This window comes from Streptomyces sp. NBC_00273 (genome assembly GCF_036178145.1).
In the GTDB taxonomy this organism is placed as follows: Bacteria; Actinomycetota; Actinomycetes; order Streptomycetales; family Streptomycetaceae; genus Streptomyces.
This window is the reverse complement of the sequence record NZ_CP108067.1, coordinates 8,314,441-8,332,256: the sequence shown is the minus strand read 5'-3', so window position 1 is coordinate 8,332,256 and position 17,816 is coordinate 8,314,441. Positions and strand designations below refer to the sequence as shown.

11 protein-coding genes are annotated in these 17,816 nt (G+C 74.0%); 4 read left to right on the top strand and 7 right to left on the bottom strand.

Annotated elements, in window-relative coordinates; translation table 11 throughout:
- Positions 1-24 precede the first annotated feature (24 nt).
- The 4 genes from glyA to OG386_RS37175 are packed head-to-tail and all read left to right on the top strand — an operon-like array spanning position 25 to position 3,786.
- Entirely contained in the window at positions 25-1,425 is a 1,401-nt protein-coding gene (glyA, locus tag OG386_RS37190; protein ID WP_328791755.1) for a serine hydroxymethyltransferase, read from the top strand.
- Positions 1,422-2,111 (top strand): DUF2461 domain-containing protein, encoded by a 690-nt coding sequence (locus OG386_RS37185; RefSeq protein ID WP_328791754.1) that lies wholly within the window; start codon positions 1,422-1,424, stop codon positions 2,109-2,111. The genes glyA and OG386_RS37185 overlap by 4 nt, the downstream gene beginning before the upstream one ends.
- Positions 2,108-3,178, top strand: coding sequence for a threonine aldolase family protein (locus tag OG386_RS37180; protein ID WP_328791753.1), 1,071 nt, complete (start codon positions 2,108-2,110; stop codon positions 3,176-3,178). Before OG386_RS37185 ends, OG386_RS37180 begins: the two co-directional genes overlap by 4 nt.
- Positions 3,179-3,204: 26 nt before the next feature.
- Entirely contained in the window at positions 3,205-3,786 is a 582-nt protein-coding gene (locus OG386_RS37175) for a GNAT family N-acetyltransferase (protein ID WP_030713495.1), read from the top strand.
- 64 nt (positions 3,787-3,850) lie between these two features.
- Here the strand turns inward: OG386_RS37175 and OG386_RS37170 are convergent, their stop codons facing one another.
- The 7 genes from OG386_RS37170 to OG386_RS37140 form a co-directional block, all read right to left on the bottom strand.
- Positions 3,851-4,999: an acyl-CoA dehydrogenase family protein gene (locus tag OG386_RS37170; protein ID WP_328791752.1), complete on the bottom strand. Its 1,149-nt coding sequence runs from the start codon at positions 4,997-4,999 to the stop codon at positions 3,851-3,853.
- On the bottom strand, positions 4,996-6,186 hold the full coding sequence (locus tag OG386_RS37165; RefSeq protein WP_328791751.1) for an acyl-CoA dehydrogenase family protein: 1,191 nt from the start codon (positions 6,184-6,186) through the stop codon (positions 4,996-4,998). The genes OG386_RS37170 and OG386_RS37165 overlap by 4 nt, the downstream gene beginning before the upstream one ends.
- A 10-nt stretch (positions 6,187-6,196) precedes the next feature.
- On the bottom strand, positions 6,197-7,600 hold the full coding sequence (locus OG386_RS37160; protein WP_328791750.1) for a condensation domain-containing protein: 1,404 nt from the start codon (positions 7,598-7,600) through the stop codon (positions 6,197-6,199).
- On the bottom strand, positions 7,600-10,956 hold the full coding sequence (locus OG386_RS37155) for a non-ribosomal peptide synthetase (protein WP_328791749.1): 3,357 nt from the start codon (positions 10,954-10,956) through the stop codon (positions 7,600-7,602). Before OG386_RS37155 ends, OG386_RS37160 begins: the two co-directional genes overlap by 1 nt.
- The gene (locus tag OG386_RS37150) at positions 10,949-15,031 is read right to left on the bottom strand and encodes a non-ribosomal peptide synthetase (protein WP_328791748.1); all 4,083 of its coding nucleotides are present in this window, start codon (positions 15,029-15,031) and stop codon (positions 10,949-10,951) included. The genes OG386_RS37155 and OG386_RS37150 overlap by 8 nt, the downstream gene beginning before the upstream one ends.
- A gap of 229 nt (positions 15,032-15,260) precedes the next feature.
- Positions 15,261-16,538 carry an MFS transporter gene (locus tag OG386_RS37145; protein ID WP_328791747.1) on the bottom strand — a complete coding sequence of 426 codons (1,278 nt, stop codon included), beginning with the start codon at positions 16,536-16,538 and terminating at the stop codon, positions 15,261-15,263.
- Between the two features lie 119 nt (positions 16,539-16,657).
- Positions 16,658-17,689, bottom strand: coding sequence for a winged helix DNA-binding domain-containing protein (locus OG386_RS37140; protein WP_328791746.1), 1,032 nt, complete (start codon positions 17,687-17,689; stop codon positions 16,658-16,660).
- Positions 17,690-17,816 lie beyond the last annotated feature (127 nt).

Below are 17,816 nucleotides of genomic sequence, written 5' to 3'. Positions count from 1 at the left end.
GGACGATTCCGAGAGGGGACAGTCATGAGTCTCACCCTGCCCGCGCCCGTCACCGAGCCGGAGCTGCCCGCGGCACCCGGCCCCGGCCACGGGTCCGAGTCCGATCCCGATCTGATCGATTTCGCCGGGCACGCCGCGACGCGGCTCAGAGAGCGCGACGGCGAGCTGTACACGCTGCTGGCCCGGGAGTCGGCGCGCCAGCGCGACACCCTGATGATGGTCGCGGCGTCCAGCGTCGCCGACCCCTCCGTGTTGGCCTGCGAGGGCAGCGCGCTCGGAAACCTGACCGCCGAGGGCTTCCCCGGGAACCGCTACCACGCCGGCTGCGGGGTCGCCGACGAGATCGAACGCCTCGCGATCGACCGGGCGTGCGCGGCGTTCGGGGCCCGGGACGCGATCGTGCAGCCGCACTCCGGCTCCTCCGCCAACCTCGCCGTGATCACGGCGCTGCTGAACCCCGGCGACTCCCTGCTCGGGCTGGACCTGGACTGCGGGGGCCACCTCACCCACGGCTCCCCTGCCTCGGTGACGGGCCGCTACTACCGCGCCCACGGCTACCGGGTGACACCGGAGGGGCTGCTCGACTACGACCAGATCCGCGAACTGGCCCTGGAGCACCGCCCGAAGCTGATCGTCTGCGGGGCGAGCGCCTACCCCCGCAGCATCGACTTCGCCCGCTTCCGGGAGATCGCGGACGAGGCCAACGCCTATCTCCTGGCCGACATCTCGCACATCGCGGGACTGGTCGCGGCCGGCCTCCACCAGAGCCCCGTCGACCACGCCCACGTGACCACCACCAGCACCTACAAGCAGCTGTACGGCCCGCGCGGCGGTCTGATCCTGCTCGGCAAGGAGGCCCGCAAGGCCGGACCGGAGCGCGGCACCCTGGCCGCGACCCTGCGCCGCGCGGTGTTCCCCTTCACCCAGGGCACGCCCGACCTGGCGTCGGTGGCGGCCAAGGCGCGGGCCCTGGACTTCGTGGCGAGCCCGGACTTCGCGGAGGTCGCCAAGCGGCTGGCCGACGGCGCGCAGGCGATCGCGGAGCGGCTCCTGGACCGGGGATTCCGGCTGGTCACGGGCGGTACGGACACCCACATGGTGCTGCTCGACCTGCGCGGCACCGGCGTCACCGGGGACATCGCCGAGCAGGCCCTGGAGTCCTGCGGGATCGTCGTCAACCGCAACCGGGTCCCCGGCGACACCACACCGGTCCGGGTGACGGGCGGACTGCGGCTGGGCACCAACACGCTGGCCGCGCGCGGGATGGACCACGCGGTGGCCGCCGAGTGCGCCGACCTGGTCGCCGACGTCCTCACGGCGCTGCGCGCGCAGGGCGGCGTACTGCCGGACGTGCTGCGCGACCGGGTGCGCACCCGGGTGTCCGAGCTGTGCGCCGCCCACCCCCTGCCGGGGTACCTGCCGTGACCTTCAGCGGCTTCCCGCCCTCGGCACTGCGCCTGTACGAGGACCTCGCGGCCGACAACAGCAAGGAGGCGTGGCGGCTGCGCCACCGCGAGCGGTACGAGCGTGACGTACGTGCGCCGATGGACGAGCTGGCCGCTGAACTGGGCGCGCATTTTCAGGAGTCGACCGGATCGGGCGAGGTGCGGGTGCTCGGCCCGGTCCGGGACACCCGGATGTCCCACGACAAGTCCCCGTACAAGAGCTACCAGGGCGCCTATCTGGACCTGCTGCCCTGTCTGGGCCTCTGGGTGCACCTGGACCGCAGCGGCCTCTACGCCTCCGGCCGCTGGTACCCCTACGCCGGGGCCGAGGTCGCCCGGTACCGCGCCGCCGTCGAGGAGGAGGACGGCGGCGCGGAGCTGGCCGCGATCGCGGGCCGGCTGGAAGGCCAGGGGTTCACCCTGGGCGGCGACCGGCTGAAGTCCCGGCCGCGGGGGGTCCCGGCGGACCACCCGCGGCTGGGGCTGCTGCGCCACCGCAAGATCGACGCCGGGCGCCGCTTCGGTCCGGACGCCGGGCTGCACACGGCGCGCGCCGGGGAGCTGGTACGGGAGACCTGGCAGCTGGTGCGCCCGTTGCTGGACTGGGTGGCGGCCCGCGAACTCACCCCACGGCCCCGCGAACGAGGAGTTGACGTACCGTCATGACCATCGGGAGTTTCGAGACCGTCGATCTGCGCAGCGACACGGTGACCCGGCCGGGTCCCGGGATGCGGGCCGTGATGGCCGCGGCCGAGGTCGGCGACGACCTGTTCGGGGAGGACCCGACCGTCCGCGCCCTGGAGGACCGGCTCGCCGGGCTCTTCGGCTTCTCCGGGGCCCTGTTCACCCCGTCCGGGGTGATGGCCAACCAGATCGCCCTCCAGCTCCTCGTCGGTCCCGGCGAGGAGCTGGTGTGCGACGCCGAGGCGCACGTCCTGGCGCACGAGGAGGCCTCTCCGGCCCGCTACGGCGGGATCCAGACGCGCACGGTGACGGCGGAGCGGGGGGTGCTCACCGCGGCCCTGCTGGCCGGGGTCATCCGGCGGGGGAACCCGTACACGCTCGGCACCCGTGCGGTGGAGGTGGAGCAGACGCACACCCGGGCCGGCGGCACCGTCCACCCGCTGGAGACGCTGCGCGCCGTACGGGAACTGACGTCCGGCGCGGGTCTCGCGGTCCACATGGACGGGGCCCGGATCTGGAACGCGATGGCCGCGACCGGCACTTCGGCGCGCCAGTACGGGCGGACGGCCGACTCGCTGTCCGTGTGCCTGTCGAAGGGGCTGGGCGCGCCCGTCGGGTCGGTGCTCCTGTTGTCGGCCGAAAGGCTGCCGCGGGCCCGGAAGTTGCGGCACGGCCTGGGCGGTGGCATGCGCCAGTCGGGCATCCTGGCGGCTGCGGGACTGTACGCCCTGGACCACCACGTGGAGCGGATCGCCGAGGACCACACCAACGCCGCGCTGCTGGCGGCGGGGCTGCGGGACGCGGGGTTCACCGTGCGCCCGCCGGAGACCAACATCGTGCTCATCGAGGTACCCGGCGCCGACGAGGTCGTCGCACGGGCCGCGCAGGAAGGAGTACTGGTGACCGCGCCCGGTCCGCAGACGGTCCGGCTGGTCACCCATCTGGACGCAGGACGACAGGCGTGCCGGCGGGCCCTCGGGGTGCTGGCCGCCGTGATGACCGGTGTCGTCACCGGGTCGCGGGACACCGCGGCCGCGGGACGCTCGTAAGTAGCGGAAGAGAGCGAAGTAGCAGCATGAGTTTAGAAGTACGGCCCGCCACGGCGGATCTGTGGGACGACATCCGCCAGGTGCTCCAGCCGAAGAAGAGCGCGCACACGTGCTGGTGCATGGCGTGGCGGCTGTCCACCGGCGACTACGGGCGGCTCACGGCGGACGAGCGGGGCGAGCACCTGCGCGGCCTCATGGAGAAGGCCGATCCGCCGCCCGGGGTCCTCGGGTTCCTGGACGGCGAGGTGGCGGGCTGGTGCAACGTGGCTCCGCGCCGGCAGCTCGACCGGCTGACCTCCTCGAAGACGATCACACCGGTGGACGATCTGCCCGTGTGGTCGGTGACCTGTTTCGTCGTGCGCAAGGACTTCCGCGGCAAGGGGGTCGCCTCGGGTCTGCTGGAGGGGGCCGTCGAGCACGCGCGCGCCCACGGCGCGCCCGCCGTCGAGGGGTATCCGGTGGATCCGGAGGGCGGCCGGGTGAATCCGACCCTCGCCTACGTCGGGACGATGGACATGTTCGAGCGGGCGGGCTTCCGCCGGGTCCACCGCACCGAGGCCAAGAGCGACAAGCGGCACCGCTGGGTCATGCGCCGCGACCTGGTCTGACGGCCCGGGCGGTACGCGGAAGGGGCTCCCGCCGTGCGGGGGCCCCTTCCCTCGTGGGCGCCGGTCAGGGCGTGTGCGCCGCGATGTCCCAGAGGTGGGCGGGACGACCGCAGCGCATGGCCTCCCAGGCCGCGCGCCGGTAGCAGCCCGCCACCAGGCCGTCGCGGACCAGGCCCGAGGCGCCGTGCAGGTGGACCGCGTCCCGGGTCACGTCGAGGGTGGTCTCCGCGGTGAGGGCGATCAGTCCGGCGGCCTCCCCCGCGGTGAGCCGGTCCTCGTCGAGGTCCCGGGCCGCGTCCCCCACGGCCCAGCGCACGGCGTCGAGGCGGGCCAGGAGGCCGGCCACGCGCAGCCGGGGCCCCTGGTGTTTGACCAGGGCCTGGCCGAACTGCTGCCGGCCGCGGATCCGGGAGACGACCGCGGTCAGGGCGGCCGCCGTGATCCCGGCCAGCAGCGAGGCCTGGTGGACGGCGGCGCGCAGCCCCACGCGGGCGAGGGCCCGTTCGGCGGCGAGGCCGCTCAGCAGCACCGCCTCGGCGGGCAGCCGTGCCTCGTCGAAGACGGCGCCGGCGACGGCTCCCCCGCCGTGGTCGCGCAGCGGGCGGACCCGGACGCCCTCGGTGGGCAGGGGTACGAGCGCCACGCACGGGCCGTCGGGACCGCCGGCCAGGACCAGCAGGGCACCCGGGCCGACTCCGGCGGCGAAGGGGCCACCGGTTCCGGTGAGGACGATGCCGCCGGTGTCCGCGTCCGGCTTCCAGGTGATGCCGGGCGGTACGGTGCCGCGCGGATCGGGCAGCCGGCCCGGCACGGCGAGTTCCAGTTCTCCGGTGCGCACCTGGTCCAGGACGTTGCCGGCGGCTTCGGGGGCCAGCGGGCCGAGGCCGGAGATCAGGTCCAGGGCGAGGAGGGTGTCGGTCACCGGGACGGGCTGCATCGCGTTGCCCGCCTCCTCGCACACCATGGCGATGACCGCCTGGCCGAGGTCGAGGCCGTCGTGGCCGATGGGCAGGGCGAACTCCCACGCGCCGACCTGGGTCAGCGCTTCCCAGGCACCCGCAGGGGTGTGCCCGTCGACCTCCAGGCCCTGGCGCACGGTGAGCCGGAGCTGCCTGAAGAGCGAGTCCTCGTCCTCCCGCTCCCGCCAGCGCTCGGACGCCGCCGCCGGGCCCCGGCCGCCCGTGTCGTTCCCGCTTACCGCCCGTGATGTCACGGCCGTACCTCCGCCCCTGAGTCGAGACGCAGCCGGGCCAGCGTCTCCAGCATCATTTCGGCGGTGCCGCCCGATATCCGCATCCCCGGGGCTTCGCGCAACGCCGCATCGAGTGGGTGTGCCACCCCGTCGACCTCGGGGTCGTCGAGGGTCATGCTCGTGTCGCCGTCGAGTTCGGCGGCCCACCAGGCCACTTCTGCGGCGAGTTCGGTGGTGTACCACTTGGCGGCGGCGGCCTCGTCCTCGTTGAGTTCGCCCCGGTCGAGGCGGGTGAGGACGCGGCGGACCAGGGTTCCCGCCGCCAGCAGCCGGGCGTTGAGCTTGGCCAGGCCGATCTGGTCGTGCTGGCCGGCCTCGAGCCGGTCGGTGTGGACCTCCAGCCGTTCCACGGCCGCCCGGTACCAGCGCAGCGCCTTGACGTAGTAGTCGAGGCCGGTGCGCTCGAAGGCGAGGGTCTTGACGACGATCGCCCAGCCCTGGCCGGTCTCCCCGACCACGTCGTCGGCGGTCACGGCCGCGCCGTCGAGGGTGACCTCGTGGAAGGCGTCGTCGCCCATGCCCGGGATCTGCCGGATGGTGACCCCGGGCTGGTCCAGGGGGACGAGGAAGAGGCTGAAGGCGTCGTCCTCGCCGCGGGCCAGGCACAGCCCGTAGTCGGCGAGCCGGGCGAAGAGCGAGTGGACCTTGGTGCCGTACAACTTGTAGCCGCCCTTGCCGTCGGAAACGGCGCGGGTGGAGAGGATGTTGAGGTCGGAGCCGGCCTGGGGCTCGCTGAACAGCACGCAGCCGAAGGCCGTGCCGGCCGCGAAGCCCGGCAGGTGCCGGGCCTTCATCGCCGGGCTCGCGACGCCCAGCAGGGTGGAGCCGACGATCTGCACGGTGAGGGTGTGCAGCAGGTCGGGGACGTCGTGCATGGCCAGTTCCTCGACCAGCACGGCGGCCGCGACCTGGCTGACGCCGCGGCCGCCGTACTCCTCGGGCCACTGGGGCGCGAGCAGGCCCCGCTCGCCGAGGGCCCGGTGGACGGGCCGGGGGTCGCGGGTGCGCCGGGCCTCGGCCACGGGGGCGGAGACCAGGATGTCGTGGATGTCCTCGCGCAGGGCCCGCATGGCGGTGCGGGGCACGTCGGCTCCGCTCCGTACGAGCCCGCAGTCCGCGGGCGCGCGGTAGAACTCGGTGGTGAGCACGGGCAACTCCCTAGGTGGTGAGCGGGGATGCGGGCGCGGCGGCGGCCCGGTCCAGCACGTCCTCGATTCCGGCGAGCAGCCCCCGCACGTCCTCGGGCGTGGCCGCGTGGCGGTTGTACTCGGCGGTGCCGCCGATCTCGCCGCCCCGTTCCACGAGGCCGATGCAGGCGAGCGCGGCGGCCGGGTCCGGGCTGTAGAGCTCCAGGTGCCGGGCGGGCGGCCCGGGCAGCTGGCCGACCTCGATGCCCGGCAGGTCCAGGGGGACCGACGGGTAGTTGTGGAGGGCGAACAGGACGTTGTACGGCGGGGGCGTCCCGTCGCCGAACAGGACGTCCACGGGGAGGCGTTGGTGGGCGAGCGCCTCGGCGACCGCGGCCCGGGTGCGGTGCAGCAGCTCCCGGAAGGCGGGGCCGCCCTCGAGGTCGATCCGGATCGGTACCACGGTGGTGAACTGTCCGACGGCGCCTTCGAGCGGTCCGGCGAAGCGGCCGGCCGCCGGGGTGCCGATGACCACGGAGGTACGGCCCTGCCTGCGGGCCAGTACGACGGCCAGCGCGGCGAGGAGCGTCATGAACGGGGTGGCTCCCTCGGCCGCGCCCAGTTCCAGCCCGGCGCGGGCCGGCCCGCGGGCGAGCCGTACGGGCAGGTGGCCGCGTTCGAATCCGCCGGGCGCCCGGGGTGCGGGCGGGTCGGTGGCGAAGGCGGCCCGGCGGCGGGCGAGTTCGGCGGAGCCGTCGGGTCCGGCGAGCCACCGGTGCTGCCAGTCGGCGTAGTCGGGGAACTGGAGCTCGGGCGGGGCCGACCCGCCCGGACCCCCGCCCGCGCGGTAGCCGGCGGCCAGGTCCGCGAGGAAGACCCCGGAGGACCAGCCGTCGAAGACCGCGAGGTGGGAGGCGAGGATCAGGACGTGCTCGTCGGGGGCGAGCCGCAGCAGCCGGAACGCGCTGGTGCGGCCGCTCTCCAGGTCGAGGACGGTGGAGGCGCTCTCGGCGCTCTGCAGGGCCACGCGATCGGCGGCGGCCTGCGGGGTGAAGCCCGAGAGGTCGGACCGGGTGAGCCGCAACACCGGTTCCTCGTCCACGTGCAGCCTCGGTTGGCCGGTGGTGGAGACGGTGAGCCGGGTGCGCAGCGCTTCGTGGCGGCGCAGCACCCCGGTGAGGGCCGCCACGAGCCGCTGCGGGTCGAGCGGACCGGTCAGCCGCAGCGCGTGCGAGCCGGTGGCGACGGCCGGATGCGTGCGCTCGCGGCGCCACAGCCGGGACTGGAGCGCGGTGGGCGGGACCGGCCCCGCGCCGGAGCGCGGGGCCGGGTGGGCGGGTACGGGCTGCCGGGCGGCCAGCATCAGCCGGGCGAGTTCGCGCTTCGCCTCGGGGAGCGCGGCGAGCGCTCCTTCGAGCCCGGCCGGGTCGGCCATCAGGAACCGTCCGGCTGCTGGAGGGAGCCGAGGAGGGCGGCGGCCTCGTCGTCGCTCATGTTCTCGATCTGCTCGAAGACCGCAAGCAGCCGGTCCTGTTCGCCGGCGGCTTCGGCCTTGGCGGCGCGGACCAGTTCGGCCAGTCCCGAGACGGTCGGGCGGCCGAAGAAGTCGGCGAGGGCGATGTCGATGCCGAAGAGGGCGCGGACCCGGGAGACCACGATGGTGGCCTGGAGCGAGCTGCCGCCCAGGGCGAAGAAGTCGCCCTCCACGTCCGGGTTCTGCCATTCGAGCAGCGGGGTGAGGATGTCCCGGCAGATCTGCTCCTCGATGGCGTCGCGCGGCGCGGTGCCGCCCTCGCCCGACTGCTCGGTGGGCAGGGGCAGGGCCCCGGTGTCGACCTTGCCGTGCGGAGTGAGGGGCAGTTCGTCCAGGACGACGACGACCGGGACCATGTAGCCGGGCAGCCGGCCGGCCGCATAGGCGCGCAGGCCTTCGGCGTCGGCGACCTCGGAGGCGTACGAGCCCACCTGTTCGACGGTGACGTAGGCGGCCAGCATGCGCTCGCCGCCCGCGGCGGGCTGGGCCACCACGACGGCCTGCTGCACGGAGGGGTGCCCGGTGAGCACGGACTCGACCTCACCGGGCTCGATGCGGTGGCCGCGCACCTTGAGCTGGCGGTCGGTGCGGCCGAGGAAGTCCAGGTTGCCGCCGGGCAGCCAGCGGACCAGGTCGCCGGTGCGGTAGAGGCGGGCCGTCTCGGGGCCGTCCGCGTAGGGGTTGTCGGCGAAGCGGTCGGCGGTGAGGTCGGGGCGGCCCAGGTAGCCGCGGGCCACGCCCGGCCCGGAGACGCAGAGTTCACCGGGTACGCCGGGCGGGACCGGGCGCAGCCGCTCGTCGAGGACGAAGGCCTGGTGGCCGGGCATGGGGCGGCCGATCGGCGGGTTGCGGTCGTAGCTGCCGGTGCAGTCCATGAGCGTGACGGCGACGGTCGCCTCGGTGGGGCCGTAGCCGTTGACGAACCTCCGCTCCCCCGCGGTCCATTCGGCGACGAGTCGGCCGGGGAAGGCCTCGCCGCCCACCGAGACCAGTCGCAGGTCGGGCAGGCCGGCCTGGTCGAGCAGCGGCAGGAGGGCGGGCGGGAGTTCCGCGACGGTGACCGCGTCCTCGCGCATCCGGGTCTGGAGCAGGGCCGGGTCGCGGCGCTCGTCGTCGGTGGCGATGACGAGCGAGCCGCCCGCCAGCAGGGTGGCGAAGACCTCGAAGACGGAGACGTCGAAGGTGAGCGGGGCGAACTGCAGGACCCGGTCCTCGGCCCGGATCTCGTAGGCCTTGGCGATGGTGCGGGAGAAGTGGGTGACCGAGCGGTGCTCGATCATGACCCCCTTGGGGGTTCCGCTGCTGCCCGAGGTGTAGAGCACGTAGGCCAGGTCGCCGGGGGTGGCGGTCGGTGCGAGGGAGGGGACCTCCCGGACGGGGGCCGCCGTTCCGGTGGTCACCAGCTCCAGCGGTACGGGCAGCTGCGCGGCTTCGTCGACGAGGGCGTGCCGGACCTTCGCGTCGGCCAGTACGGTACGGGTCCGCTCGGCCGGGGCGGCCTGGTCGACCGGGAGGTAGTGGGCGCCCGCCTTGAGCACGCCGAGGACTCCGGCCACGGCGGCCGGGCCGCGGGACACGCACACCGCGACGGGGTCACCGTGGCGGACGCCGCGGTCGCGCAGCCGGTGGGCGATGGCCTCGGACCAGCGGTCGAGGGCGGCGTAGTCGAGCCGGGTGGAGCCGTGGCGGACGGCGACCGCGTCGGGGTGGATGGTGGCCCGCTCGCGGAACGCGCGGTCCAAAGTGGTGGTCCAGGCGGCTTCGTCGACGGGGCCGCCGCGGGACAGCTCGCGGGCGTGCCGGGAGGCGGCCGGCTCCTCGACCAGGCTGATGTCGCCCACCTGGAGGTCGGGGTTCTCGGCGACCTGCTCCAGGACCCGGCGGAAGGCGCCGAGCAGGGCGCTGGCCGTGCCGTGCCGGTAGAGGGAGGTGTTGTACTCGAGGGAGAGTTCCAGACCGTCGTTCTCGCCGACGAGGAAGCTCATGTCGAACTTCGCTGCTCCGTCGTGGAGTTGGTCCATGGTGAACTCGACGTCGGCGGCCTGCGCCCGGTGGGTGCCCCAGCGGCCCAGCGAGGTGAACTCGATCTGGAAGAGCGGGTGGCGCAGCGGATCGCGCACCGGGCGGACGGCCTCGACCACCTGCTCGAAGGGCAGCTCGCTGTTGGTGAAGGAGTCCATGACGGAGGACGCGGTGCGGGTGACCAGCTCGCGGAAGGTGAGCTGGTCGGTGACCTCGGTCCGCAAGGTGATCATCTGGACGAAGCAGCCGATGACCTGCTCCAGGTCGGAGTGCGGTCGGGAGGCGCTGGCCGTGCCGACGACGACGTCCTCGGTGCGGGTCCAGTGCCGCAGCAGCGCGTTGAAGGCGGCGAGCAGGGTGGTGAAGACGGTGGTGCTGCCCGCGTCGGCGAGCTCGGTGAGGCGGTCCAGCAGCTTCTGGTCCAGGGTCAGCTTCAGACCGCGGCCGTCGCCGCGGGTCTCGGGGCCGCGCGGGTGGTCGGGCAGGACCTCGGTGGCGACGGCGCCGGCCAGGAGCTGGCGCCACTTGGTCGCGAGCGCCCGGCCGTGCTCGTCGTTCTCCAGCTTGGCCCGTTGCCAAGCCGCGAAGTCGGCGTACTCGACGGCGAGCCGGGGGGCCTCGGGACGCTTGCCCGCGGCGGCCGCCGCGTAGCTGGCGGTCAGTTCCTCGGTGAAGATCCGGGTCGAGCCCGGGTCCCAGGCGATGTGGTGGACGACCCAGAGCAGGACGTGGCGCTCCGGGGCGAGCCGCACGAGGTGGGCGCGGACGGGCGGGCCGGCGGCGAGGTCGAAGGGGGCGGCGGCGCAGCTCGCGGTGAGCTCGGCGAGTTCGCGGTCCGCGTCCTCGCTGCCGGACAGGTCGGTGCTCTGGACGCCGAGCACGAAGGAGGGGACGGGCTCCTGCCAGGGGACTCCGTCGATCTCGACGAGTTTGCTGTGCAGCACCTGGTGGCGGGCGACGACGGCGTTGAGCGCCTCGTGCAGGGCGGCCCGGTCGAGGGGGCCGCCCAGGCCTATGGCCAGGGCTATGTTGTTGCGGGCCTTGCCGGCGCCGAGCTTGTCGACGAACCACATCTGCTCCTGCTGGAAGGAGGAGCGGGAGCGCGCTCCGTGGTCGGCGCGCTTCAGTTCAATGCGGCGGCCCACGCCGGCGGTCATCTGGTTGCGCATCCGTCCCAGCAGCCGGGAGCGCTGCCCCTGGGGCAGACGGCCGAGCCGTTCGGCGAGATCAGACATGGGTTCCTCCGTTGCGGTGCAGGTCGACGAGGAGAGCGGCGAGCCGGTCGGGCAGGTGCTTGGCGAAGTAGTGGCGGCCCCCGGGGATCACGGCGAGGCGTACGTCGGCCGCGTACCGGCCCCAGGCGCGGTAGCCGTTCTCGTAGCCCTCGGTCGCGTCGTCGGCGTCGCCGATGATGCAGGTGAGCGGGGTGGCGAGGGGCCGGTCGTAGCCGCCCGGGGTGCGGGCGAAGAAGCGGGCGGCCTCGGTCATGTCGTGGCGGACCATCCGCAGGACCGCGGTGAGGTCGCTGTCGTCGAGGACGCCGTCGAAGCCGTCCATGGTGGTCAGGTACGCGACGAGGTCGTCGTCGCCGGAGACGCGTTCCATCTCCAGGGCGTACTCGGGGTCCTCCTCGGGGAGGGCCGCGGCGAGGTCCAGGGCGATCGGGCGCTGCCCCATGCGTTCCAGTACGTGGGTGGTCTCCAGCGCGGTGACGACCCCGGCGCAGTGGCCGTAGACCGCGTACGGTCCCCGCACGGTGCGGGCGATCTCCTGTGCGGCGATCTCCGCGAACTCGGGGACCGCCAGCATCGGTCCGGGGCGCAGCGGATCGTGTCCGGGCGGGGAGACGGCCAGGAGCTCGATGTGCGGCGGGAGCTGGGCCGCGAGGGGCTGGTAGGCGATGGCGTCGCCGCCGCCGTGCGGGAAGCAGACGAGGGTCAGCGCGGTGGTGCCGGCGGGGCGTTCGGGGGTGAGCCGGTGCAGCAGGCCGTGTGCCCCCGTTCCGGATGCGCCGAGTTCGGCGCTGCGGGCGGCGAGCCCGGCCGGGGTCGGGTTGCTGAAGAGGTCGACGACGCGCAGGGCGGCGGCTCCGCCGTCCGGCAGGGCGGTGGCCACGGCGCGGACCGCGCGCACGGCGGCGAATGAGTCCCCGCCGAGGGCGAAGAAGTCGTCGTCGGGCGCGACGTCCGGGAGCCCGAGCACCTCGGCCCAGACGGCGGCGATCCGCAGGGCGACCGGGTCCGCGTCTGCGGGCGCGGTGGCGGACCGCTCGGGTGCGGGTGCGGCGGGGCGCGCGTCGGGCAGGGCGCCCCGGTCCACCTTGCCGTTGGGGCTCAGCGGCAGCCGTTCCAGCAGCACCAGTTCGGCGGGGACGCAGTGCGGGGGCAGGACCGTGCCGAGCGCGGTCCGTAGGGCGGCGGTGTCGAGGCCCGCGCCCTCCTCGGGGACCACGTAGCCGACGAGCCGGTCGGAGCCGGCGGTGCGGCGCGCGGCGACGACGGCCTCGCGGACGCCGGGGCGCTCGCGCAGTGCGCTCTCGACCTCGCCGGGCTCGATGCGGAGCCCGTTGAGCTTGATCCGGAAGTCGGTGCGGCCGAGGAGTTCGATGGTGCCGTCGGCGCCGTAGCGGGCCAGGTCACCGGTGCGGTAGAGGCGTTCGGTGCGGCCGGGTGCCAGCTCGACGTGGACGAACTTCTCCTCGGTGAGCTCGGGCCGGTTCAGGTAGCCGCGGGCCAGTCCGACGCCGCCCAGGTGGAGTTCGCCGGGGACCCCGACGGGGACGAGGCGGTCCTTCGGGTCGAGGACGTAGGTGCGCTGGTTGGCCATGGGCCGCCCGTACGGGAGCTTCGTCCACTGCGGATCGACCCGGCCGACGGGGAACTCCACCGAGTGGATGGAGGCCTCGGTCGCCCCGCCGAGGGCTACGAAGGACAGCCCGGGCGCGAAGGCGCGGATCCGGTCGGGCTGGGTGACGGGGATCCAGTCGCCACCGAGGAACGCGGTGCGCAGCTTCGGCAGTCGGGGCCCGCCGGCGTGCTCGAGCTGGTCGGCCAGGAGGCCGAGGAGGGCGGGGGCGGAGTTCCAGACGGTGACGCCGTGCCGCTCGACGAGGTCGGCCCAGTGCGCCGGGTCCTTGGCGGCGGCCGGGTCGGGCAGCACGAGCGTGCCGCCCGCGGCCAGGATGCCGAGGGTCTCGTAGACGCTCATGTCGAAACTGGGCGAGGACAGGGCGAGGACGGAGTCGCCGGGCCCGATGCCGTACGAGCGGTTGAGGTCGAGGATGTTGTTGACGACGCCGCGGTGCTCGAGGGCGATGCCCTTGGGGGTGCCGGTGGAGCCCGAGGTGAAGATGACGTAGGCCAGGTCCCGGGAGGTGACGGGGACGGCCGGGCGGGTCGCGGGCAGCTCGGCGAGTGCGGCCCGGTCGGTGTCGAGCAGGACCTGCGCGGTGCCGGCGGGGACGGGCAGCCGGCCGATCAGCTCCGCGTCGGACACGACGATGGGCGGCGCGGAATCCCGCAGCAGCAGGGCCAGGCGCTCGGCCGGATAGTCCGGGTCGAGGGGGACGTAGGCCCCGCCGGCCTTGAGGACGGCGAGGATCGCGGTGACCAGTGCGGGGCCGCGGCGCAGGCACAGGGCCACGGTCCGGTCGGGGCCCGCGCCGGCTTCGACGAGCCGGTGCGCGAGCCGGTTGGCGCGCTCCTCCAGCTCCCGGTAGGTGATGTTCCAGCCGCCGAGTCCGCCCAGGATCACGGCGGGCGCGTCGGGCCGCCGGTCGGCGTGCTGCTCGAACAGCTCGTGCAGGCAGGCGTCCTGGGGGAAGGGGGCGCGGGTGGCGTTCCAGTCGTCCAGGGCTGCCCGGCGCTCGGCGTCGGTGAGCAGCGGCAGGGCGGAGAGCGGGGCTTCGGGGCGGTCGACGGCCCCTTCTAGGGTGGTGAGGAAGTGCCCCAGCAGCCGGTCCACGGTCGCGGCGTCGAACAGGGCGGTGGGGTACTCCACGAGGGCGCGGACTGCGGTGCCGGTGTCGTGGACGCTGATCATGAGGTCGTACTTGGTGGCGTGCGAGGAGAAGTCGATGGGCTCGGTGGCGAGGCCCGCGAGGCCCGGGGCGGTGTCCGGGGTCTCGTCGAGGAGGAACATCACGGAGGTGAGCGGCGGCCGGCTGGGGTCGCGGGGCAGCCCGAGGGCGTCGACGATCAGGTCGAAGGGCAGTTCCTGGTGCGCGTACGCCTGGAGGGTGGTGTGACGGGTGGCCCGGACCAGTTCGGCGAAGCCGGGGTCGCCACCGGTTCTGATGCGCAGCGGCAGGGTGTTGACGAAGAAGCCGATGAGCTCGCTGAAGGCCGGGTGGTCGCGGCCGGAGACGGAGGTGCCGACGACGATGTCCTCCTGGCCGGTCCAGCGGCGCAGGGTGGCGGCGAAGCCGGCCAGCATCGTCATGTAGAGGGTGGCGCCCTCGGACTTGCCGAACTCCCGCAGCCGGGCGATGAGCCGGGGCGGGAGGTCGATGTAGCGGGAGGCGCCCGCGTGGCCGAAGACGGGCGGTCTGGGCCGGTCGGTGGGCAGGTCCACGGGGGTGGCGCCGCCCAGCTCCTCGCGCCAGAAGGAGGTCAGGCCCTCCAGCCGGTCCCCGCTGATGCGGCGGCGCTGCCAGGTCGCGAAGTCGGCGTACTGGAGGGCGAGCGGGGCCGCGGCCCCGGCGGGCGCCCCGGTGCGGGAGGCGTAGGCGCGCTCCAGTTCGGTGTAGAGGACCCGCATGGACCAGCCGTCGGTGACGATGTGGTGCAGGTTGAGGACCAGGACGTGGTCCTCGGGGCCGATCCTGCCGAGCCGGGCCCGCAGCGGGACGGCGCCGGCCAGGTCGAAGGGGGCGCCCGCGTCGGCGTCGTAGAAGGGCCGGGCCGCCTCCTCGTCGGGCAGTTCGGTCAGCGGCAGGGGCAGCCGGTAGCCGTCCACCACGCGGGGCAGGGCCTCGGTGGCGCCCTCCTGGTAGGTGTAGACGGTCCGCAGCACCTCGTGGCGGTCCACGATGTCCTGGAGCGCCGCGTGCAGGGCGGGTACGTCGAGCGGGCCGCGGATGCGGGTGGCGACCGGCACGTTGTAGGCGGGGCTGCCGGGCTGGAGCTGGTCGATGAACCAGAGGCGGCGCTGGGCGAAGGAGAGCACCGGCGGGTCTGCGGGGTCGCGGGGTGCCGGCTCAGGGTCCTCCCGTACGGCGGCGCGCCCGCCGGTGCGGCCCGTCAGGGCCTGGAACAGTGCCCTGCGGGACTTCGGCAGTGCGGCTATGCGTTCGGCGAGGGACTCGCTCACCTTGAGCCTCCGTGCGTCTTCGGGAGTCGGGAGAGGGATACGGCGAGGGGGGCGCCGCGGGTCGCGGCGCCGGGTGCGGACGTGCGGGTGGGTGCGGTGGTGCGGGTGGGTGCGGTGGTGCGGGTGGGTGCGGTGGTGCGGGCGTACGGATCTGCGGGTGGGTGCGGGGCGCAGTGTGGAGTGGGTGCCGCTGGGCCGGCACCCACTCCACGTCCCTGGCGGGTGCCGATCAGGCGGTGATCCTGGTCTCGTCCGCGGCCGGAGATCCCTCCTCGGCGGTGTCGTCGCCGCCGGGCATTTCCTTGATCTTGGCGACCGGTCCGGTGAGCAGGGTCAGGCCGCCGATGATGGTGATGGCGCCGGCCACCGCGAGACCGCCGGTCAGGCCGATCGCTTCGCCGAGCGCGCCGCCGGCGAAGTAGCCCAGGGACAGGGCTCCGTACACCGCGGAGAGCGCGGTGCCGCTGACACGGCCCATCTGCTCGTTCGGGGTGACGCCCTGCACGAGGCTGAGGACGTGGATGTCGAACATCGGGGAGACGAAGCCGATGACGGCCTGGACCACGATCAGTCCGACGAAGCCGCCGACCGCGCCGCCCGTCGGCACCAGGATGTAGCCGGCGCCGAGCACGACCGCGGTGATGACGAGCAGGCGTCCCACCGAGAGGCTCTTGGAGACGACCTCGGAGAGCACCGCGCCCACGATGACGAAGACCGACATGACGGCGAAGGCCGCGCCGACCTGGCCGGGGCTGAGGTTCAGCTCCTTGTACGCGTAGACGATCAGGACGGCGTCGCCCATCGCGGCACCGAGGTTGACCACGACGTTGGCGGTGAACAGGCCGCGCAGGACCGGGTTGCCGAAGAGCGTCTTCATGCCCTCCTTCATCTCCGCCTTCGCGGAGGCCTTGCGCTCCTCGGTCCGCTCGCGCACGTCCCGGTGGCGGATGACCAGCAGGGCGATGAGCGAGATGAGGAAGGTGAACGCGTCGGCGGTGACGGCGCGTGCGGCGCCGAGCAGCTGGATGAGTGCGCCACCGGCACCCGCGCCGACCGCCTCGGCGACGCTGCGGCTGATCTGGAGCTTGGTATTGCCTTCGATGAGGTTCTCGGTGCCGATGAGCTGGGGCAGCCAGGACTGGTACGAGACCTCGAAGAAGGTCGTGAGGCAGCCGGTGATGGCGGCCACGACGAAGAGGTGGGTCATGCTGACGGAGTCGAGCGCGAACGCCAGCGGAATCGTGGCCAGGGCCAGGAAGCGGCCCAGGTCGGCGACGATCATGACGGTGCGCCTCGACACCCGGTCGGCCACCAGCCCGGCGATCGGGGCGAGCAGCAGGAAGGGGAGGAAGCGCAGCGCGCCGAGCACGCCGACCTCCAAGGCTCCACCGCCCAGCACCACGACCGCGAGGGTCGGTAGCGCCAGGAGGGAGATCTTGTCGCCGAAGTTGCTGACGGTCTGCCCGAACCACAGGCGATTGAAATCGGAATGCCGACCGAGTGCCATGTCGACGCCCTTTTCTGATTGGGTACGGAATTGTCGGACGGCACTGACGCTATGGACCCCGAGTTAGACCCCGGTTATGAATTCCGGGACTATAGACCGCTTGTAGACATGCGATGAGCTCAGCTGGAGAACCGTGCGACGTCGGCGCTCTCGCGGGCGATCCCGGCCGCCACGGCGCGGGTGTGGGGCTCGGCCCCGGGGAAGGGTTCGACCGTCACCGGCACCCCGCGGCGGCCGCCCGACCAGGTGCCGACGGCCAGGCCGTCGACCAGTACGGTGGCGCGGATCTGCCCGCCGCCGGGCCACACCCGGCGTTCGTGCGCGGCGGGCACGGACAGGTCCCGGCTGCGGTAGCCGACCAGGTAGTTGTCGTAGGCCGGCAGCAGGCGCACGTCGGGCCCGTCCGGGGCGGGCACCGGCTCGGACCAGGTCTCCCGTACGGCGGCCCACGCGCTCTTGCCCGTGGTGGCCTTGAGTCCCGACCAATGGACGAAGTCCAGGGCGTCGGAGGGTCCGTACGCCGCACGGTAGCGGCGCGCGAGTTCGCGTTCGGCGGCGGCCCCGGTGAAGGGCAGGGGGCCGGTCGCGGGCAGCCAGTCGTCGAGGAGGACGAAGGTGGCCTCGCCGCCCTGCTGCGGTCCGTGGCAGATCCGGCCGGACAGGGCGGCCCGGCGGATCAGGTGGAAGGCGGACTGCCCCTTCGGCTCCACCCCGAGGGTGGTGAGCCGGTCGGTGAGCTGGGCCCGGGTCAACGGCCCCTCGCCGTCGATCGCTTCGGTGATGAGGCGTTCCGAGCGCGTGCACAGCGACTCGTCGAGGCCCAGTTCGCGCAGCCGCCGGGCAGCGAGCGCGAGGTAGACCGGGCCGAAGAGGGCCAGCAGCCATCGCGCGTCGGCGGCCGGCACCAGCTGGAGGGTGCCGCGCATGAACCAGCCGCGGACGGCGCTGCGTTCGGTGTCGGTGGCGCGGCGCACCGCCTCCCGGGTCAGCCCGCGGGCCCGCACCCGGAGTCCGAGCTCCGCCGCGGGCAGGTCCTGCGCCTGCACGGCCAACACCCGGTCGAGGACGGCGGCCACCGTTTCCTCCCGGACCTCGCCCCCGATCGCCTGTGCGCGCGCCCTGAGCAGCCGGTCGGTCGTACGTCGTTCCACGTTGTCCAGTCTTTCAGCCGAGCGGCCGTGGCCGCGTCTTCTCGTTGCGGGTGCGGCCGCTCCTGCTCCGAACGACGCCGAGGCCCTGCGCCGGGCGGCAAAGGAGCCGCCCGGCGCAGAGCCGGAC